23 protein-coding genes are annotated in these 19,626 nt (G+C 57.5%); 14 read left to right on the plus strand and 9 right to left on the minus strand.

Annotation, left to right across the window (positions count from 1 at the left end; genetic code table 11):
- Nucleotides 1-58: 58 nt before the first annotated feature.
- Genes hypE through hypA form a run of 5 tightly spaced genes read right to left on the minus strand, consistent with a single transcriptional unit; the run spans nucleotide 59 to nucleotide 3,677 of the window.
- Nucleotides 59-1,069, minus strand: a complete 1,011-nt coding sequence (hypE, locus tag FN082_RS27770) for a hydrogenase expression/formation protein HypE (RefSeq protein WP_139539513.1) — start codon at nucleotides 1,067-1,069, stop codon at nucleotides 59-61.
- Nucleotides 1,066-2,187: a hydrogenase formation protein HypD gene (hypD, locus tag FN082_RS27775; RefSeq protein WP_142982743.1), complete on the minus strand. Its 1,122-nt coding sequence runs from the start codon at nucleotides 2,185-2,187 to the stop codon at nucleotides 1,066-1,068. Before hypD ends, hypE begins: the two co-directional genes overlap by 4 nt.
- Nucleotides 2,188-2,460: a HypC/HybG/HupF family hydrogenase formation chaperone gene (locus FN082_RS27780; RefSeq protein ID WP_004104861.1), complete on the minus strand. Its 273-nt coding sequence runs from the start codon at nucleotides 2,458-2,460 to the stop codon at nucleotides 2,188-2,190.
- Nucleotides 2,451-3,323, minus strand: coding sequence for a hydrogenase nickel incorporation protein HypB (hypB, locus tag FN082_RS27785; protein WP_142982744.1), 873 nt, complete (start codon nucleotides 3,321-3,323; stop codon nucleotides 2,451-2,453). The genes FN082_RS27780 and hypB overlap by 10 nt, the downstream gene beginning before the upstream one ends.
- Before the next feature lie 3 nt (nucleotides 3,324-3,326).
- A complete protein-coding gene (gene hypA, locus FN082_RS27790) occupies nucleotides 3,327-3,677 on the minus strand; it encodes a hydrogenase maturation nickel metallochaperone HypA (protein WP_112213789.1) in 351 nt (116 codons plus the stop codon).
- Between the two features lie 209 nt (nucleotides 3,678-3,886).
- On the opposite strand from hypA, the gene hycA reads away from it, so the two are divergent.
- From hycA to hycI, 9 genes are all read left to right on the plus strand, one after another.
- Nucleotides 3,887-4,336 (plus strand): formate hydrogenlyase regulator HycA, encoded by a 450-nt coding sequence (gene hycA, locus FN082_RS27795; protein ID WP_142982745.1) that lies wholly within the window; start codon nucleotides 3,887-3,889, stop codon nucleotides 4,334-4,336.
- Between the two features lie 82 nt (nucleotides 4,337-4,418).
- Nucleotides 4,419-5,027, plus strand: coding sequence for a 4Fe-4S dicluster domain-containing protein (locus tag FN082_RS27800; RefSeq protein WP_139539509.1), 609 nt, complete (start codon nucleotides 4,419-4,421; stop codon nucleotides 5,025-5,027).
- A complete protein-coding gene (hycC, locus tag FN082_RS27805; protein ID WP_142982746.1) occupies nucleotides 5,024-6,850 on the plus strand; it encodes a formate hydrogenlyase subunit 3 in 1,827 nt (608 codons plus the stop codon). The genes FN082_RS27800 and hycC overlap by 4 nt, the downstream gene beginning before the upstream one ends.
- Nucleotides 6,851-6,852: 2 nt before the next feature.
- A complete protein-coding gene (locus FN082_RS27810) occupies nucleotides 6,853-7,776 on the plus strand; it encodes a respiratory chain complex I subunit 1 family protein (protein ID WP_142982747.1) in 924 nt (307 codons plus the stop codon).
- Nucleotides 7,777-7,793: 17 nt separating this feature from the next.
- A complete protein-coding gene (gene hycE / locus FN082_RS27815; RefSeq protein WP_139539506.1) occupies nucleotides 7,794-9,503 on the plus strand; it encodes a formate hydrogenlyase subunit HycE in 1,710 nt (569 codons plus the stop codon).
- 9 nt (nucleotides 9,504-9,512) lie between these two features.
- On the plus strand, nucleotides 9,513-10,055 hold the full coding sequence (locus FN082_RS27820) for a formate hydrogenlyase complex iron-sulfur subunit (protein ID WP_139539505.1): 543 nt from the start codon (nucleotides 9,513-9,515) through the stop codon (nucleotides 10,053-10,055).
- On the plus strand, nucleotides 10,055-10,822 hold the full coding sequence (locus tag FN082_RS27825; protein WP_142982748.1) for an NADH-quinone oxidoreductase subunit B family protein: 768 nt from the start codon (nucleotides 10,055-10,057) through the stop codon (nucleotides 10,820-10,822). Before FN082_RS27820 ends, FN082_RS27825 begins: the two co-directional genes overlap by 1 nt.
- Nucleotides 10,819-11,229 (plus strand): formate hydrogenlyase maturation HycH family protein, encoded by a 411-nt coding sequence (locus FN082_RS27830; RefSeq protein ID WP_139539503.1) that lies wholly within the window; start codon nucleotides 10,819-10,821, stop codon nucleotides 11,227-11,229. Before FN082_RS27825 ends, FN082_RS27830 begins: the two co-directional genes overlap by 4 nt.
- On the plus strand, nucleotides 11,222-11,692 hold the full coding sequence (gene hycI, locus FN082_RS27835) for a hydrogenase maturation peptidase HycI (protein ID WP_139539502.1): 471 nt from the start codon (nucleotides 11,222-11,224) through the stop codon (nucleotides 11,690-11,692). Before FN082_RS27830 ends, hycI begins: the two co-directional genes overlap by 8 nt.
- 187 nt (nucleotides 11,693-11,879) lie before the next feature.
- Here hycI and FN082_RS27840 read toward each other — a convergent pair whose 3' ends face one another.
- Entirely contained in the window at nucleotides 11,880-12,119 is a 240-nt protein-coding gene (locus FN082_RS27840; protein WP_142982749.1) for a SymE family type I addiction module toxin, read from the minus strand.
- A gap of 320 nt (nucleotides 12,120-12,439) precedes the next feature.
- Between FN082_RS27840 and FN082_RS27845 the strand changes: the two genes are divergently transcribed.
- The 3 genes from FN082_RS27845 to FN082_RS27855 all read left to right on the plus strand — a co-directional run bounded on the left by FN082_RS27845 (nucleotide 12,440) and on the right by FN082_RS27855 (nucleotide 13,866).
- Nucleotides 12,440-13,192 (plus strand): hypothetical protein, encoded by a 753-nt coding sequence (locus FN082_RS27845; RefSeq protein WP_142982750.1) that lies wholly within the window; start codon nucleotides 12,440-12,442, stop codon nucleotides 13,190-13,192.
- A gap of 123 nt (nucleotides 13,193-13,315) precedes the next feature.
- Nucleotides 13,316-13,573, plus strand: coding sequence for a type II toxin-antitoxin system ParD family antitoxin (locus tag FN082_RS27850; RefSeq protein WP_139539499.1), 258 nt, complete (start codon nucleotides 13,316-13,318; stop codon nucleotides 13,571-13,573).
- Nucleotides 13,574-13,575: 2 nt separating this feature from the next.
- Nucleotides 13,576-13,866, plus strand: a complete 291-nt coding sequence (locus FN082_RS27855) for a type II toxin-antitoxin system RelE/ParE family toxin (RefSeq protein WP_142982751.1) — start codon at nucleotides 13,576-13,578, stop codon at nucleotides 13,864-13,866.
- Nucleotides 13,867-14,031: 165 nt separating this feature from the next.
- Here the strand turns inward: FN082_RS27855 and FN082_RS27860 are convergent, their stop codons facing one another.
- From FN082_RS27860 to ascF, 3 genes are all read right to left on the minus strand, one after another.
- Nucleotides 14,032-14,253: a SymE family type I addiction module toxin gene (locus FN082_RS27860; RefSeq protein ID WP_142466555.1), complete on the minus strand. Its 222-nt coding sequence runs from the start codon at nucleotides 14,251-14,253 to the stop codon at nucleotides 14,032-14,034.
- A gap of 540 nt (nucleotides 14,254-14,793) precedes the next feature.
- Nucleotides 14,794-16,218 (minus strand): 6-phospho-beta-glucosidase, encoded by a 1,425-nt coding sequence (locus FN082_RS27865; RefSeq protein WP_139539496.1) that lies wholly within the window; start codon nucleotides 16,216-16,218, stop codon nucleotides 14,794-14,796.
- 26 nt (nucleotides 16,219-16,244) lie between these two features.
- On the minus strand, nucleotides 16,245-17,687 hold the full coding sequence (gene ascF, locus FN082_RS27870; protein WP_142466557.1) for a PTS cellobiose/arbutin/salicin transporter subunit IIBC: 1,443 nt from the start codon (nucleotides 17,685-17,687) through the stop codon (nucleotides 16,245-16,247).
- 254 nt (nucleotides 17,688-17,941) lie between these two features.
- On the opposite strand from ascF, the gene FN082_RS27875 reads away from it, so the two are divergent.
- A complete protein-coding gene (locus FN082_RS27875; protein ID WP_139539494.1) occupies nucleotides 17,942-18,955 on the plus strand; it encodes a LacI family DNA-binding transcriptional regulator in 1,014 nt (337 codons plus the stop codon).
- A gap of 134 nt (nucleotides 18,956-19,089) precedes the next feature.
- Nucleotides 19,090-19,617, plus strand: coding sequence for an electron transport protein HydN (hydN, locus tag FN082_RS27880; protein WP_139539493.1), 528 nt, complete (start codon nucleotides 19,090-19,092; stop codon nucleotides 19,615-19,617).
- Nucleotides 19,618-19,626 lie beyond the last annotated feature (9 nt).

The raw sequence follows: 19,626 nt of genomic DNA on the forward strand, positions 1-19,626 counted from the left end.
CGGTCTGGGGTTTGTAGCCCGGACAGGCGCAACGCGCCGCCTCCGGGAACTCTTGCCGTTAACAAATGCGCGGCAGCGGCTCGGCGTGGGGAAGGTCGAGCGTGCGCTTCACGCCGTACAGGCCAATGGATCGCACTCCCCGGCGTTCTACAACGTCGCCGATTATCGCCGCATCTCGTCCTAGCGGGTGAGACCGTAAATGCGCAAGTACGTTTTCTGCCGCCTCGCGGGCGACGGCAATCACCAGCTTCCCTTCATTGGCGAAATTAAGCGCATCCAGCCCCAGCAGCTCGCACACGCCGCGTACGGTATCGTTCACCGGCAGCTTCTGCTCATGCAGCTCGATCCCGCAGCCGCTGGCGGCGGCGAACTCGTGGGCCACCGCGTTTACGCCGCCGCGGGTCGCATCGCGCAGCGCTTTGACGCCAGCAACGTCGCGCAGGATCTGAATCAATGGCGTCAACACCGCGCAGTCGCTGGACAGCGCGCCGTCCAGACCCATTTGCTCGCGCAGATTGAGGATCGTCGCACCATGATCGCCAAGCGTGCCGCTGACCAGCAGGACATCGCCGGCGCTAATCTGCTGTGCGCCCCAGCGAATAGCGGTGGGGATGACGCCGATCCCGGCGGTATTAATAAATAGCTTATCCGCTGCCCCGCGCGGCACCACTTTGGTATCGCCGGTGACAATGGCGATACCGGCTTCCCGCGCGGTCTGCGCCATGCTGCTCACCACGGCTTCGAGAGTGGCCATCTCCAGACCCTCTTCGAGAATAAACCCGCAGGAGAGGTAGCGCGGGATCGCGCCGCTCACCGCCACATCATTGGCCGTGCCGCAGACCGCCAGCTTGCCAATATTGCCGCCGGGGAAAAACAGCGGATCGATAACGTAGCTGTCGGTGGAAAAAGCCAGGCGATCGCCCTGGGCCATAAGATCGGCGAGATCGATCCGCGCCTGATCCTCCTGCTCCGCCAGCCAGGGGTTGGCGAAAGCCTGCATAAACAGGGATCCGATCAGCTGCTGCATCGCCTGACCGCCGCTACCGTGGGCTAACTGGACGCTTTTCATGCTTCTACTTCCTGACTGCGATATTGATACCAGGCGGCGCAGGCGCCTTCCGATGAGACCATCAGCGCGCCGAACGCGCTTTGCGGGTTGCAGGTATTGCCGAACAGCGGGCACTGGTGCGGTTTACAGCGGCCGGTCAGCACCTCGCCGCAGCGGGCGCGCGGATCGTCGCAAACGCGCTGCGGCGCCGGGCGGAAATGCGCCTCGGCGTCAAAGCGTTGATAAGCGGGCGTCAGATGCACGCCGGAGTCGTTAATCACCCCCAGACCGCGCCACTCGCTGTCGCCGCTGAGGCAGAAAACGTCGGCGATGGCCGATTGCGCCAGCGGGTTGCCTTCATCAGGCACCACCCGGCGGTACTGGTTTTCCACTTCGCTGTGCCGCGTTATTGTCTGCTCAACCAGCATCACCGCGCCTTGCAGTAGATCAAGCGGTTCGAATCCTGCCACCACTAATGGACGATGATAGTCGCTGGCGATAAATCCGTAAGCGTCTGTACCGATGACCATGCTGACGTGACCGGGGGCGAGAAAGGCGTCGATCCCGTTATCCGGCTGATCGAGCAGGCTGCGCAGGGTCGGCAGCAGGGTGATGTGCTGGCAGAAAAAGTAGAAGTTGGATACGCCGCGCTCGCGGGCCTGACGCAAGGTCAGGGCGGTGGCGGGCATGGTGGTTTCGAAGCCGAGACCAAAGAACACCACTTCACGCTCAGGGTTCTGCTGTGCCAGCTTCAGGGCGTCCATTGGCGAATAGACAATCCGCACGTCGGCCCCGCGCGATTTTGCCTGCAGCAGCGAACCGCTTTTTCCCGGCACGCGCATGGCATCGCCGAAGGTGCAGAAAATCACCCCCGGACGGCTGGCGATATCGATACAGGCGTCGATGCGCCCCATCGGCAAGACGCACACCGGGCAGCCGGGGCCGTGAATAAACTCGATGTTTTCCGGCAGCAGCTGGTCGAGGCCAAATTTAAAGATGGCGTGAGTATGGCCGCCGCACACTTCCATTATGCGCAGCGGACGTTCGGCGGTATGCGGCAGCAGGCGCGCGCGCTGCTGGAGATGTTCCACCAGCTGCATCACTTGCTCCGGGGCGCGGTATTCATCAACAAAACGCATTTACCGCTCCTCACCGTACAGCAGCGCGCCGACGTCCGGCTCCACTTCAAACATATTTTGCAGCGCTTCCAGGGTGTCGCGGGCTTCGGCCTCGTTTATCACGCTCATGGCGAAGCCGACGTGTACCAGCACCCACTGGCCGAGACGCGGCTGGCCGCGATCGTCAACCGCGCCCACCAGGGTCAGATCGACTTCGCGCTGAATGCCGCACACTTCGACCTTCGCCAGATTGCCGTCAATGGCGCAGATTTGTCCCGGAATGCCTATGCACATTGCTGCGTCTCCAGCCAGTTAAGCCACTGGTCCATGCCCTCGCCGCTGGTGGCGGAGAGCAGAATGATTTCAATATTTGGGTTCACTTCGCGGGCGCAGGCCAGGCATTTTTCCACGTCAAAGTTGAGATAGGGCAGCAGGTCGACCTTGTTGAGCAGCATCAGGCTGGCGGCGGCAAACATATGCGGGTACTTCAGCGGTTTGTCCTCGCCTTCGGTCACCGACAGCACTGCCACTTTATGGCGTTCGCCGAGGTCGAAGCTCGCCGGGCACACCAGGTTGCCGACGTTTTCGATAAACAGGATCCCATTGTCAGCCAGCGGCAGGCGCGGGGCGGCGTCGGCAATCATCTGCGCGTCGAGATGGCAGCCTTTGCCGGTGTTGACCTGAATTGCCGGGGTGCCGGTGGCGCGGATGCGCGCGGCGTCGTTCACCGTCTGCTGATCGCCTTCAATCACCGCGCAGGCGGTTTTCTCTTTCAGCCGCAGCAGGGTTTCGGTTAACAGGGTGGTTTTGCCGGAACCGGGGCTGGAGACGAGGTTGAGCACCAGTTGGTTTTTAGCGGCGAAGCGAGCGCGGTTGCGGGCGGCCAGACGGTTGTTTTTATCCAGCACGTCGATTTCCACTTCCAGCATCCGCCGCTGGCTCTGGCCCGGCGCATGAGTACCCGCCTCGCCGTGACCGTAGTGCAGGTCGCCCGCATCCGAGCGGGTTGGGGAGAAGTTATCGGTTTTGACGCCGGTAATGTTCATTGTCTGGCGCGGGGCGGGTGCGAAGGGGGCGCTGCGAAACGCCGAATGCGGGTTATGTTCGTCGCCTTCTATATAGAGGTTGCCTTCGCCGCAGCCGCAGGTTGTACACATAATTTACTCCTGATCTACTTCTATTCGCTGAATCTGTAAGCCGTCGTCTGCCACAATTTGCAGCTGGTCGTTCTGGCACTGCGGGCAGCGGCGCACGTGCTGCGAGATGAGATGCACGTACTGTTGGCAGGTTTCACACCAGCATTCAGCCTGTTGTTCGGCGATATGCAGTTCGCAGCCTTCCGCCAGCGTGCCGCGGCACACCAGCTCAAAGCAGAAGGTCAGCGCGCTGGCTTCCACGCAGGAGAAAGCCCCGACCTTCAGCCACACGCCGGTCACCCGACGCGCGCCGGCCTGCTGCGCCTGCTGTTCGATAATTTCCAGCGCCCGCTGGCTTAGAGTGATTTCGTGCATGGTGCCTCCGTATCGCGATGGCCCATTAAATGCAATAACGATGCCAGGTCATAGCTAATGTCATCAAAATGTCGATGACACCCTTCAGACATCGTCATCGACATGTCTTTTCCGCTTTATCGATTTATTAAACTCATTAAAAATCAATTAATTAAATATTGGCATGGAAAATGCTTTACCGGTGCATCTCATACAACGGGGGATCCGGGATGACTATTTGGGAATTAAGTGAAAAGGCGGATTACATCGCCGATCGTCACCGCCAGCATCAGGAGCAGTGGCATACCTACTGCAACTCGCTGGTTCAGGGGATAACCCTGTCGAAAGCGCGTCTGCATCACGCCATGAGCTGCGCGCCGGATAAAGAACTGTGCTTTGTTCTGTTTGGCCATTTTCAGGTCTACGTGGCGCTGGCGGAGGGCTTTAACAGCCACACCATCGAATACTACGTAGAAAGCAAAGACGGTGACGACAGACGTCTGATTGCGCAGGCCACGCTGGCCACCGACGGTACCATTGATGGTCGGATCAGCAACCGCTCCCGCGAGCAGGTTCTGGAGCACTATCTGGCGACGATCGCCAGCGTTTATGACCGTCTCTATGAAGCTATGGAACAAGACCAGCCGGTGGATTTAAGCCACCTGACGCTGGCCCGTTAATCGTCAGGTGTCGACAAGTGTCGAAGCTGACACCTGCGCAACCTGTTTTCGTCAAAAATGACTTTCACCTGAGGATGACCCGGTGAACCGTTTTGTAATTGCTGACTCCACCGTCTGTATCGGCTGCCGCACCTGCGAAGCCGCCTGCGCTGAGACTCACCGCCAACAGGGCCTGCAAGCCATGCCCCGCCTGCGGTTAATGCGCAATGAGAAAGAATCCGCGCCGCAGATGTGCCATCACTGTGAAGATGCGCCCTGCGCCGCCGTCTGCCCGGTAAACGCCATTAATCGCGTCGATGGCGCGGTACAGCTCAACGAGAGCCTGTGCGTAAGCTGCAAGCTGTGCGGCATTGCCTGCCCGTTCGGTGCCATTGAATTTTCCGGCAGCCGTCCGCTGGATATTCCGGCTAACGCCAACACGCCAATGGCACCCGCTGCGCCACCAGCACCGGCCCGCGTCAGCTCGCTGCTTGACTGGGTACCTGGCGTGCGCGCCATCGCCGTCAAATGCGACCTGTGCCATTTCGATGAGCAGGGCCCGGCGTGCGTACGCACCTGCCCGACTAAAGCGCTGCTGCTGGTGGATATCCGCGATATCGCCCTGGCCAGCAAGCGGAAACGGCAGCTGACCTTTAATACCGACCTCGGCGATCTGTCGCTGTTCCAGGCGCAACAAGGGGACGTGAAATGAGTGTGATTTCATTAGTGAATCAGGCGGTGGCCTGGTACGCCGTCAGCGCGGTGCTGGCGTTTCTGTTCACCATGCGTAAACCGCTGAGCGGGGCGATTGCCGGGATTGGCGGCGCGGTCGCCAGCGTGATGCTGGTGCTGGCGGGCGGAACGGCGCTGCTGACGCCGGAACGCATCAGCGGCGGGATGCTGCCGATGCTGCATTTGACCATGCGGGTTGGCGGCGTCAACGCGCTGTGGCTGCTGGCGATTGGCCTGTCGGCGCTGCCAATTTCACTGTTCAATATCTCCTGGCATCGCCATCCGCAGGTGAAGTCTAACGGTCTGCTGGTGAACCTGTTGCTGGCCGCTGCGACCTGCGCGGTGGTGGTGACGAACTTCGGCGCGCTGGTGGTGATGGCGGAGATTATGGCGCTCTGCGCGGCGTTTCTTACCGGCTGCGCGCAGTCCGGCAAGCTGTGGTTTGCGCTGGGTCGACTCGGTACGCTTCTGATGGCATGGAGCTGCTGGCTGGTGTGGTCGTTCTACGGCACCCTTGAACTGGCGCAGATCACCCAACTGGCGATGGCTGCGCCACAAAACGCGCTGCTGTGGTTCCCGGGTCTGGTGGGTTTTGCGCTGCTGGCTGGGGTTATCCCGCTGCACGGCTGGGCACCGCAGGCTCACGCGGGCGCGAGCGCTCCGGCTGCCGCGCTGTTCTCGACGGTGGTAATGAAGGTCGGTCTCTACGGCATCCTGACGGTGTCGCTGGCCGGGAGCGTACCGCCGCTGTGGTGGGGCGTAATGCTGCTGGTGCTGGGGATGATCACCGCGTTTATCGGCGGATTGTACGCGCTGATGGAGCATAATATTCAGCGCCTGCTGGCGTACCACACCCTGGAAAACATCGGCATTATTCTGCTCGGCCTCGGGGCGTTCGTCTCCGGCGTCGCTACTCATAACCCGACCCTGATGGTGCTGGGCTTTATCGGCGGCATGTATCACCTGATCAACCATAGCTTGTTTAAAACTACGCTGTTTCTCGGCGCGGGGGCGGTGTGGTTCCGCACCGGTCATCGCGATATCGAGAAGCTCGGCGGAATAGGTAAGAGAATGCCGCTGATTTCGCTCTCCATGCTGGTGGGGCTGATGGCGATGGCCGCGCTGCCGCCGCTGAACGGTTTTGCCGGGGAGTGGGTTATCTATCAATCCTTTTTCAAGCTAAGTACTGGCGATGCCTTTATTGGTCGTCTGCTGGGGCCGCTGCTGGCGGTGGGGCTGGCGATTACCGGCGCGCTGGCGGTGATGTGCATGGCGAAAGTCTATGGCGTTACCTTCCTTGGCGCACCGCGCAGCAAAGAGGCGGAAAACGCCACCTGCGCGCCGTGGCTGATGACCTTTAGCGTGGTGCTTTCTGCCGTTTGCTGCGTGATTGGCGGGATTGCCGCGCCGTGGTTGCTGCCGCTGGTGAGCGGGGCGTTCCCGGTTCAGGCGGAAGTCTCCAGCGTCGTGTCCCAGCCGCTGATCGCCATTCTGCTGATTGCCTGCCCGCTGCTGCCGCTGCTGCTGATGATCTTCTTCAAAGGCGACCGCCTGCCTGCGCGCTCTCGCGGCGCGGCCTGGGTCTGCGGCTACGACCATGAAAAATCAATGGTGGTGACCGCCCACGGTTTCGCTATGCCGGTGAAAGAAGCTTTTGCGCCGATGCTGAAGCTGCGCCACTGGCTGAATCCGGTGCGCCTGGTCCCCGGCTGGCAGAGCGCCTCTGCGCCCGCGCTGTTTCGCGGCGTGGCGCTGGTTGAGCTGGCGGTACTGATGGTGATTGTGATTTCGCGAGGAGCCTGAGAATGAGCGTATTAATTGCATTGTTGCAGGCGCTGGTGTTGTTTGCCGCCGCGCCGCTGTTGTCCGGGATTACTCGCGTTGCGCGCGCGCGTCTGCATAACCGCCGTGGTCCCGGCGTGTTGCAGGAGTATCGCGACATCATCAAACTGCTGGGTCGTCAGAGCGTCGGCCCTGATGCCTCCGGCTGGGTGTTCCGCCTGACGCCGTACGTGATGGTCGGTGTGATGCTGACCATCGCCACCGCGCTGCCGGTGGTCACCGTTGAGTCGCCAATGACGGGGTTGGGTGATCTGATTACCCTGATCTACCTGTTCGCCATCGCCCGCTTCTTCTTTGCCATTTCCGGCCTGGATACCGGCAGCCCGTTTACCGCGATCGGGGCCAGCCGCGAGGCGATGCTCGGCGTGCTGGTGGAGCCGATTCTGCTGCTCGGTCTGTGGGTTGCGGCGCAGGTCGCGGGTTCCACCCATATCAGCAGCATCACCGACACCATTTACCACTGGCCTGCCGCGCGCAGTATTCCGCTGATTCTGGCGCTGTGCGCCTGCGCCTTCGCCACCTTTATCGAAATGGGCAAGCTGCCGTTCGACCTGGCAGAAGCGGAGCAGGAGCTTCAGGAAGGCCCGCTCTCAGAATACAGCGGAAGCGGCTTCGGCGTGCTGAAGTGGGGCATCAGCCTTAAACAGCTGGTGGTGTTGCAGATGTTTGTCGGCGTGTTTATCCCGTGGGGGCAGATGACCAGTTTTAGCGTCGGCGGTCTGCTACTGGCGCTGGTGGTTGCCGTCGTCAAGCTGGTGGTTGGCGTACTGATTATCGCCCTGTTCGAAAACAGCATGGCGCGTCTGCGCCTGGATATCACCGGGCGCATTACCTGGACCGGGTTCGGTTTAGCCTTTTTAGCCTTCGTCTCCTTGCTGGTGGCGTGATTTAAGAGAGTTTGAGCATGTCTGAAGAAAAAATCGGTCAACACTATCTCGCCGCACTGCACCAGGCCTTTCCGGGCGTGGTGCTGGATGAAGCCTGGCAGACCAAAGACCAGCTTACCGTGACGGTGAAGGTCAACTATTTACCGGAAGTGGTCGAGTTCCTCTACTACAAGCAGGGCGGCTGGCTGTCGGTGCTGTTCGGCAACGATGAGCGCAAGCTGAACGGCCACTACGCCGTCTACTATGTGCTGTCGATGGAGCAGGGGACGAAATGCTGGATCACCGTGCGCGTGGAAGTGGATGCCAATAAACCGGAGTATCCGTCGGTGACGCCACGGGTGCCTGCGGCGGTCTGGGGCGAGCGCGAAGTGCGCGATATGTACGGCCTGGTGCCGGTAGGGCTGCCGGACGAACGTCGCCTGGTGCTGCCGGACGATTGGCCGGATGAACTCTATCCGCTGCGTAAAGACAGCATGGATTACCGTCAGCGTCCGGCGCCGACCACCGATGCTGAAACCTATGAATTCATAAATGAACTGGGTACAAAAAAGAACAACGTGGTGCCGATTGGCCCGCTGCACGTGACTTCCGATGAACCGGGCCACTTCCGCCTGTTCGTTGACGGTGAGAACATTATCGACGCCGACTATCGCCTGTTCTACGTCCATCGCGGCATGGAAAAGCTGGCGGAAACCCGCATGGGCTACAACGAAGTGACCTTCCTGTCGGACCGCGTGTGCGGCATCTGCGGCTTCGCCCACAGCACCGCCTACACCACCTCCGTCGAGAATGCGATGGGCATCGTGGTACCGGAGCGCGCGCAGATGATCCGCGCCATTCTGCTGGAGGTGGAGCGCCTGCACTCGCACCTGCTCAATCTCGGCCTCGCCTGCCACTTCACCGGCTTCGACTCCGGGTTTATGCAGTTCTTCCGTGTGCGTGAAACGTCGATGAAGATGGCGGAAATTCTCACCGGGGCGCGTAAAACCTACGGCCTGAACCTGATTGGCGGCATCCGTCGCGACCTGCTGAAAGAGGACATGATCCAGACCCGTCAGCTGGCGCAGCAGATGCGCCGCGACGTGCAGGAGCTGGTGGATATGCTGCTCAGTACGCCGAATATGGAGCAGCGCACCGTGGGCATTGGTCGTCTCGACCCGCAGATCGCCCGCGACTTCAGCAACGTCGGCCCGATGGTGCGCGCCAGCGGTCACGCCCGCGACACCCGCGCCGATCACCCGTTTGTCGGCTACGGCCTGCTGCCGATGGAAGTGCACAGCGAGCAGGGCTGCGACGTGATTTCGCGCCTGAAGGTGCGCATCAACGAAGTCTATACCGCGCTGAACATGATCGACTTCGGCCTCGATAACCTGCCGGGCGGCCCGCTGATGGTGGAAGGCTTCACCTATATTCCGCACCGCTTCGCGCTTGGGTTCTCGGAAGCGCCGCGCGGAGATGATATCCACTGGAGTATGACCGGCGACAACCAGAAGCTGTACCGCTGGCGCTGCCGGGCGGCAACCTACGCCAACTGGCCGACCCTGCGCTATATGCTGCGCGGCAACACCGTGTCCGATGCGCCGCTGATTATCGGTAGCCTAGACCCTTGCTACTCCTGTACCGATCGCATGACCGTGGTCGATGTGCGCAAGAAGAAGAGCAAAGTGGTGCCGTACAAAGAGCTGGAGCGCTACAGCATCGAGCGTAAGAACTCGCCGCTGAAATAAGGAATCGCCATGTTTACCTTTATTAAAAAAGTCATTAAGACCGGCACCGCGACGCACTCATACCCGCTGGAGCCGATGCCGGTGGATAAAAATTTCCGCGGCAAACCGGAGCATAATCCGCAGCAGTGTATCGGCTGTGCCGCCTGCGTTAACGCCTGCCCGTCGAACGCCCTGACGGTAGAGACCGATCTGAGCACCAACCAGCTGGCGTGGCAGTTCAACCTTGGGCGCTGCATCTTTTGCGGGCGCTGCGAAGAGGTCTGTCCGACGGCGGCGATTAAGCTCTCTCAGGAGTACGAGCTGGCGGTATGGAAGAAAGAGGATTTCCTCCAGCAGTCGCGCTTTGATATCTGCCACTGCCGGGTGTGCGAACGCCCGTTCGCCGTGCAGAAAGAGATCGACTACGCCATCGCGCTGCTTAAGCACAACGGCGACACCCGCGCCGAGCTGCATCGCGAAAGCTTTGAGACCTGCCCGGAGTGCAAACGCCAGAAATGTCTGGTGCCGTCCGACCGTATTGAACTGACTCGCCATATGAGAGAGGCCAGCTGATGAGCAATTTATTGGGCCCGCGCGATGAAAACGGCATTCCGTTGCCGATGACGGTGGATGAGTCCATCGCCAGCATGAAAACCGCGTTGCTGAAGAAAATTAAACGTTCCGCCTACGTCTACCGCGTGGACTGCGGCGGCTGCAACGGCTGCGAAATTGAGATTTTTGCCACCCTGTCGCCGCTGTTTGACGCCGAGCGTTTTGGTATCAAAGTGGTACCGTCACCGCGCCACGCCGATATTCTGCTGTTTACCGGGGCGGTGACCCGCGCGATGCGTTCGCCTGCATTACGCGCCTGGCAGTCCGCGCCGGACCCGAAAATTTGTATCTCCTACGGTGCCTGCGGCAACAGCGGCGGCATCTTCCACGATCTTTACTGCGTGTGGGGCGGGACCGACAAAATTGTGCCGGTAGATGTCTATATTCCCGGCTGCCCGCCGACGCCTGCCGCGACGTTGTACGGTTTTGCCATGGCGCTGGGCCTGCTGGAGCAAAAAATCCACGCTCGCCTGCCGGGCGAACAGGACGAACAGCCAACCGAGATCCTGCACCCGGATATGGTGCAGCCGCTGCGTGTGCGTATCGACCGCGAAGCGCGTCGTTTGGCGGGCTACCGCTACGGTCGCCAGATTGCCGACGACTATATGCGCCTGCTCGGGCAGGGCGACAGCCAGGTGGTGCGCTGGCTGGAGGCGGAGAAAGATCCGCGTCTGACCGAGATCGTCACCCATCTTAACCAGGTGGTAGAGGGAGCGCGTATCCGATGAGCGAAACGGTGGTGTTCAGTCAGCTGAGCCGTAAATTTATTGATGAGAACGATGCCACGCCCGATCAGGCGCAGCAGGTGGTCTATTACAGCCTGGCGATTGGCCACCACCTCGGCGTGATCGACTGCCTGGAGGCGGCGCTGAGCTGCCCGTGGGAGGCGTATCTGGCGTGGATTGCCACTCTCGAAGAGGGCAGCACCGCGCGGCGAAAAATGGAAGGTGTTCCGAAGTACGGCGAGATAGTTATCGACAGCAATCACGTGACGATGCTCGCCAACGCCTTCGATAAAGCGCAGGCCGGGCAAACCCCTGAGCAACAGGCGTGGAGCAAAACGATGCTCAGCATGCTGCATGATATTCACCAGGAAAGCGCCATCTACCTGATGGTGAGGAGGCTCCGTGACTGACGTTTTACTCTGTGTTGGCAATAGCATGATGGGCGACGATGGCGCAGGCCCACTGCTGGCGGAAATGTGCGCGGCTAATCCCGTCGGCGAGTGGGTGGTGATTGACGGGGGCAGCGCGCCGGAAAACGATATCGTCGCTATTCGCGAGCTGCGCCCCGAGCGCCTGCTGATCGTCGATGCCACCGATATGGGCCTGAACCCCGGCGAGATTCGCATCGTCGACCCGGACGATATCGCCGAGATGTTTATGATGACCACCCACAATATGCCGCTTAACTATCTTATCGATCAGCTGAAAGAGGATATCGGCGAGGTGATCTTCCTGGGCATTCAGCCGGATATCGTCGGCTTCTATTACCCGATGACCCAGCCGATTAAGGACGCTGTCGAGGTGGTGTATCAGAAGCTTAACGGCTGGCAGGGGAACGGCGGATTTGCGCAACTGGAGGCGGTGGAAGAGTAAGATTAATGTCGGAGAGCGTGAGACTCTCCGGCAAGATTCGCTTCAAAAGGCATGGCTGGTAAATATTAATGAAACCGCCATGGCTGGTTTGTTTTGGAAACAGAAATACATCGTTATTTTTATTTATGTGAAACTAACATTAATACGCTGACGCTTTATCTTAATAAAAAAAGCGTCGCAGAATGTATTATTCATTAACCTGCTCGATAATTAACTTTCCTTGCATAACGGAAACTTTAACCCTCGTACCGGTGGGGAACCCCGCTTCTTCCAGCCAGTCGCCATTTAAATTCAAAGACGCATGCTGGCTATAGCGCAATGTTTGCATCGTTTTGCGAGCCTGATGCCGTTTTCTAAAATAACCTACCTTTAAATGACGAAAAGGCTTGGCAATAACCTGACCTGACTTACAATTCTTCACAGCCATAGGAAACTCCTGTCTAGTTGCTTGTGGTTAGCGAAGTCAGGGTGCTGATGACACTCTTACTTCGCGACAGAAACTACTGAACAAACTACCAGTAAAAAATAAAAAAGGCCAACCGAAAACTGGAACGACGCTCCACAAAATAAAATGCAAACAATGAAACTGGAAAAATAAAATAATAAACACACTGGAATGCATTCATTCCCGGAAGTTCAGCGTGTTCTTATTATGCTAGTTCGCTATAATATATTTCCAGACACGATGGATATGGATTTGCACGATCCGCAATAGGCCATAGATAGCACATTTAAGGGAACAGGGAAGTGAAAGAGATAATATGGGTAGGCTTATTGCTACTGGGCTACGCCGCCAATGCGCTGGCGACCAGCTTTGTTGGCTATCTGCCGATGAGCGATGCGGAATATGGCAAAAAACTCGCCCAGCGGCATCTGCTGACCATGCCCGCGTCGGGCGAGATGACGCCAGGCCAAAGCTGGCATTTTCGCCAGATTGGGGTATCCGGAGCAACGCTTATTCCCGACGGGAAAATCGAGGATGAGGAGTGGCAACTCATCGGCAAAGACAAGGCGGGTAAGCCGTGGTCCATTCCGTTGGGCATACTGTATAACGCGGGCGGGCAGGCGGAATTTTACCGTGCTGATTTTGATCGTAATGGCGTGCAGGATGTTGTCGTCTGGCGCGTAAATCCAGGCGTTGGGCTGGCGCCTGCGGTGAATTTAGCGCTGATTACCTTCAGGGAAAACGGGCGGCCGTGCGTGTTTGAGCCATGGGGGTTTTACACCACCAGCGGCGCTGGCGTTGACGATTTGCTCGACCTGCAAGGCAACGGGCGTACGCAGCTACTGGATATGCAGTTCAGCGAGGGTTACTGGGTGACGGATTTATATCAGGTGACGGACGCCCGCTGGCGGCGCGTCGAGGGATGGTTTGGCAAACTTAAATACCCGGCGCTGAGCCGTTTTACCCATAGAGAGAACCGCAAGCTGGTTATTAAACCGATCGCCGGGCGGCACCCGGAAACGGAAGATCTGGCCGATGGGCAGCGCTGTTTGTAGTGTATGTGCGTTAGCTGCAGAGCTAACCAAACGGAAAGAAGAGTAAAGCTAGTTGACGAAAAAACGCACCGCAATAATACTATCTAATACTAATAGATAGTAATTCTACAAGAGGACACAAACATGCCAACCAGTATCTCGCTAAGCCCGCACTTTGAAAGCTTTATCCGTGAGCAGATAGAGAGCGGTCGCTATAACAACGTCAGTGAGGTGATCCGCGCCGGGCTAAGAGCTCTCGAAGAGCGGGAGCATAATCAGCAACTGGAAATGCTGCAGGCCGCAGTCAACGCGGGGATTAACAGCGGGGAGGGGCGGGATGTAAAAGATGTGTTTGATCGCCTGAGTAGGAAATATCATCTGATGGGTGAAAATGGGAAGTGAGTATGAGGCTTGTTATATCGCCAATGGCAGAGCAAGACATAGAAGAAATCGGCGATTATATCGCGTTGGATAATCCAGCGCGTGCACTGAGCTTCATTGAAGAGCTTTATCAACAATGTCGTCGGATTGGGGAAACGCCGAAACTGTATCGACGGCGAGATGAGTTGGGAAAAGGCGTGAGGGGGTGCCCCTATGGTCGTTATCTTACTGTGTTTAGCAATAAGCAAGATGAAGTGAGAATAGAGCGCGTATTACATATGGCTCGCGATCCGGGACCGCATTTTGCGGAATAAAAATAGTTTATTATCGGAACCTGAAAGGAGATTATTGTTCTTTCCATAGAGAAGACATTAGCGTTATCAAACATAAGCCAGATGTAAAAATAATACACATCTTTAATTGACATAATCAGCAATGCGCCTGGCCTCAGCAAAGCCAGAGCGCCGCAATTATTCAATTCAACCTTCAGCCTGGATAATTAACTTTCCTTGCATCACCAATACTTTTACCGTTGTACCTATAGGAAATCCTGCCGCTTCCAGCCAGTCGCCGTTTAGATTTAAAGATGAATGCTGTAGGCCGCGCTGGCTTTTCCGGGTTTTGCGCCTGATATAACCCACTTTTAAATGACGAAACGGTTTGGAAACAGGTGATTCCGGTTTGTTTTTTTCTTCTATCATAGTCTTCTCCATATTTTATTTATTTTCCATTGTGCAAGGGAATGTGGTGAAACTCTATTTTGTGTTTAAAAACTACTGAATAAAATGCCAGTAAAAAAACAGAATGGCAAACCTGAAACTGGAAGCAAGCTCGACAAAATAAAATGCAAAAAATGAAACTGGAAATATTAGGTTATGACTAACTCGAATAAGATTTTTCAGGCTATTTTATTCAGGGTAATAATAGTGGCGTGAAATAGGTCGTGTAAAATATTCTGTATGGAATATTGGGGCTGCCGGGTGCCATTCCCGGAGGCGATGCTGCGCATCTGTCCGGGCTACCGATCCGCAGGTGTTGATTAAGTTGTAGTCCGGCTAAGCGCAGCGTGAGCCGGGAGAAAAGCGGAAGCTGCGTTGCGCGCCATTCCCGGAGGCGATGCTTGGCGCATCTGTCCAGGCTACCGGCCCGCAGGCGTTGATGAACAAGCGCAGCGCGAGCCGGGAAAATTTCCGTGCTGCAGGTGTTGGTGAGGCTGAGGAACCCTCAGCCTGTGGGGCAAACTACGCCAAATCTTCTCCGTTGCTGGCGATCACCTTTTTATACCACCAGAACGATTTTTTGCGTTTGCGCGCCAGAGTGCCGTGGCCTGCGTCGTCGCGGTCAACGTAGACAAAGCCGTAGCGCTTACTCATCTCGCCGGTAGAAGCGGATACCAGGTCGATGCAGCCCCAGCTGGTGTAACCCATTACCGGAATGCCGTCTTCGATGGCGTCGCCCATCGCTTTAATATGCTCGCGCAGATAGCTAATGCGATAGTCGTCGTTAATCTCGCCGTTGGCGTCAATCTCATCGCGCGCGCCGAGGCCGTTCTCCACCAGGAATAGCGGTTTCTGGTAGCGGTCGTACATCATGTTCATGGTAATGCGCAGGCCAAGCGGGTCGATACCCCAGCCCCATTCGCTGGCCTCGATGTACGGGTTTTTCAGCGATTTCACAATGTTCGCCGCGTTGGTGTTGTTGGCGTTCATCTCCGCCGACGCGCAGCGCGAGGCGTAGTAGCTAAAAGAGACGAAATCGACGGTATTGCGCAGGATTTCATCATCACCCGCTTCTTTCACAACCGTCACGCCTTTCTCACGGAATACCCGCGCTGCCCATACCGGGTATGCGCCGCGCGCCTGGACGTCGATAAAGAACAGATTTTCGCGATCTTTCTCCAGCGCCATCCACACGTCTTCTGGCTTACAGGAATAAGGGTAGAAATTGCCGCCCGCCAGCATACAGCCGACCTGATTTTGCGGGTTTACCTCATGGGCGATTTTGGTGGCTAAGGCGCTGGCTATCAGTTCATGATGCGCGGCCTGGTATTTCACCTGATCCTGATTCTCTCCCTCTTCAAACACCAGCCCGGCTCCGGAGAACGGGCTATGCAGCATAATGTTGATTTCATTAAAGGTGAGCCAGTACTTCACTAAACCATCAAAAGCTTCAAAGCAGGTGCGGGCGTAGCGGGTGAAAAATTCCACCATTTTACGATTGCGCCAGGAGCCGTATTCCGTCACCAGATGCATCGGCACGTCGAAATGGCACAGCGTGACCAGCGGCTCGATATGGTGCTTTTTGCACTCTTCAAACAGCGAACGGTAGAAGGCGATCCCTTCCTGATTGGGTTCCAGCTCATCCCCATTCGGAAACAGGCGGCTCCAGGCGATAGAGGTGCGAAACACGCTAAAACCCATCTCCGCCATCAGAGCGATATCTTCTTTATAACGATGATAAAAATCGATGGCCTCGTGGCTCGGGTAGAACTCATCGTCGCGCAGTTCGAAGCGCTTCTCCAGCCCCAGCTTGACCGGCAGGCGGTGAGCGCCGTGGGGAATGGTATCGACGGTGGTCAGCCCTTTGCCGCCCTCCAGATATGCTCCTTCAGACTGGTTGGCGGCCAGTGCGCCGCCCCATAAAAATCCCTGTGGAAAAGTCGCCATGCGTTACCTCGTTAGCAAAATTGTGTTCAGGCGTGTGAAGCCTGCGCGCTGGCCTGGCGCTGTCTGGCGTCAGCAGCGGCCTCTTCAACCGGAATATCTTCAAAGCCGAGCAACAGCGTCAGGATAAACGACAGTACGACCGCCAGCGCCATGACGCCAAAGACCCAGACGATAGTCATCGGATTGGCCGGGTCGAAAAACTGCACGCTGGTAAAGAGTCCCGGCGCCGCCATCGAGTGGCTGGCGAGCCCGGCAATTCCGGCCACCGCGCCGCAGATAAAGCCGCTGATCAGGCTGGCGATTAACGGGCGCTTCAGGCGCACCGCCACGCCGTACAGCGCGGGTTCGGAAATCCCCGCCAGAATGGCGGAAGCCGCGGCCGCCAGCGCCGTCTGGCGCAATTCCGGGTTTTTGGTTTTCCACGCTACAGCCAGCGATGATCCGCCCAGCGACAGGTTGGCGCCGATTTCAGACGGCATGACCATGCCCTCTTTGCCGGTTTCGGCAATGGTCTGAATGATCGTTGGGGTAAAGACGCGGTGCATCCCGGTCATCACCAGTAGCGGCCACAGGGCGCCCATAATCGCCACCGACAGCCAGCCCAGATAGCTATGAATGGTATAAACCAGCGCGGAAATGGCGCTACCGATCCAGATACCGAGCGGGCCAATCAGCAGAATCGACAGCGGGGCGGCAATCAGCACGATCAGCATGGGTTTAAGGAAGTTTTTGGTGACCGCCGGGGTAATACGGTCGACCCAGCGTTCGATATAAGAGAGGCACCAGGTCATCACCAGCGCCGGGATCACGGTGTAGGTGTATTTCACCGCCGTCACCGGAATAAAGGCGAACTCAACGTGCTCGCCCTGGGCGGCTTTCGCCATCAGCTCGATAAAGCTCGGATGCACCAGCACCCCGGCAATGGCAATCGCCAGCGACATATTGGTTTTGAATTTCACCGCCGCGGAAGCTGCTACCATCAGCGGCAGGAAGAAGAACGCGCCATCGCCGATCACCGTCAGAATGGTCAGCGTTGGCGCGCCTTTGGGCAGCACGCCTGTCATCTCCAGGATCATCGCCAGCAGCTTAACCATCGATCCGCCGATAATCGCCGGGATCAGCGGCGACATGGTGCCGATCAGCGCATCAAGGATCCCGGCACCGATGCGTTTTAAGGTGACAGGCGGTTTCCCCTGCGGTTCGGCAGGGCGCAGATCCCCCGGCAGCAGGGCGACGACTTCGCGATACGCCTGGGAGACGGTATTACCGATGATCACCTGACACTGGTTGTCGCTACGCACCACGCCGAGTACGCCTTTCAGCCCTTTCAAGATGGTGCTATCAACCTGCTCGCTGTCTTTGACCACGAAACGCAGGCGCGTCATACAGTGAGTAACGGCGGCGACGTTATCTACGCCACCTATCGCTGTGATGATCTGCTGCGCCAGGGCTGCATAATTTTTAGACATCGGATTTTATCCTGTTTATCAATGGGGTACTGGCTTGTCATCGCGCCGTAAACGGAGCGGTATCATGCATGCATAGGAAACCGGTTCCACATAATCATCAATAGTTTCACTTATAGTTACAAGGATTAAAAAATTAATATCCAAATTTTGTGATTTTGATCGCTTTGTAAGCGAGGGGCGGGATGCGCGCAAATGCTGAAAAACCGTCGCGCGTGCAGTACACTGCGGGCAACATTGGCAACAGGAATAACCACATGGCAACAATGCTGGAGGTCGCGAAGCGCGCGGGGGTATCGAAAGCCACCGTTTCGCGGGTGCTGTCGGGGAACGGCTATGTCAGTCAGGAGACCAAAGACCGCGTGTTCCAGGCGGTGGCTGAAAGCGGCTATCGGCCGAATCTGCTGGCGCGCAACCTGGCGACCAAAAAGACGCAGACCCTCGGGCTGGTGGTGACCAACACCCTTTATCACGGCGTCTACTTCAGCGAGTTGCTCTATCACGTGGCGCGGATGACCGAAGATAAAGGGCGGCAACTGATCCTCGCCGACGGCAAGCACAGCGCGGAGGAAGAGCGCGAGGCGATTCAGTATCTGCTCGACCTGCGTTGCGACGCGATTATCATCTATCCGCGCTTCCTTAGCGTTGATGAGATGGATGAGATTATCGAGAGCCATGAGCAGCCGATTATGGTGCTTAACCGTCGCCTGCGCCGCAACGCCAGCCACTGCGTCTGGTCCGATCAAAAGGCCTCGGCGATGATGGCTGTGGAAAAGCTCATCGCGCTGGGCCATCGCGATATCGCCTTTATTACCGGCTCGCTGGATTCGCCAACCGGCGTTGAGCGTCTCTCTGGCTATAAAGATGCGTTGTCTCGCCACGGCATCGGCCTGAATAACGATTTGATTGTTGAAGGAAGGTGGACACCGGAAACCGGTGCCGCCGGGGTGGAGACGCTGCGCCAGCGTAACGCCCGCTACAGCGCGCTGGTGGCGAGTAACGACGATATGGCGATCGGTGCGATGAAGCAGCTGCATCAGCTTGGCGTAAAAGTGCCAGAGCAGGTATCGGTAGTCGGTTTTGACGATATCGTGCTGGCGCCCTATATGGTTCCGGCGCTCTCCAGCGTCAAAGTGCCGGTCACGGAGATGATTAAAGAGAGTATCAACCGGCTGATTTTTATGCTCGACGGCGGTGATTTAAAATATCAGCAAACCTTCCCCGGCGAGCTGATTGAACGCGACTCAATGGTTCCCGGTCCGCATGCCTGACGTCGTCATCTGTCATCGTCAGTTGTGACGATGACAGTGTTCCGGTTATTTATTCCCTTTATTATCAATGTAATAAAAATTGGAACGTATTATGCATACTCCGGCGCATCACCTTCTTACAGCTGGAGAAATGGATGAACCGTTTCATTATCGCCGACGCGAGCAAATGCATCGGCTGCCGCACCTGTGAAGTGGCCTGCGTGGTCTCTCATCAGGAGAATCAGGACTGCGCCGCGCTGACGCCAAAAAACTTTTTACCGCGCATTCACGTGATTAAAGGCGTCAATGTGTCGACGGCCACGGCCTGTCGTCAGTGTGAAGACGCGCCGTGCGCCAACGTCTGCCCGAACGGCGCCATCAGCCGTGACAAAGGTTTTGTTCACGTGATGCAGGAGCGCTGCATCGGCTGCAAAACCTGCGTAGTGGCCTGCCCATATGGCGCGATGGAAGTGGTGGTGCGCCCGGTTATCCGCCACAGCGGAGCGGGCCTGAACGTGATGGCGGAAAAAGCGGAAGCCAACAAGTGCGACCTCTGCCACCATCGCGAAGCGGGGCCGGCCTGTATGGATGCCTGCCCGACCCACGCGCTGGTGTGCGTCGATCGTAACAAGCTCGAACAGATGAATATCGAAAAACGCCGCCGTACGGCGCTGGCCTGGTAATCTGGTCAC

Origin of the sequence: Klebsiella spallanzanii (assembly GCF_902158555.1) — a bacterium.
In the GTDB taxonomy this organism is placed as follows: Bacteria; Pseudomonadota; Gammaproteobacteria; order Enterobacterales; family Enterobacteriaceae; genus Klebsiella; species Klebsiella spallanzanii.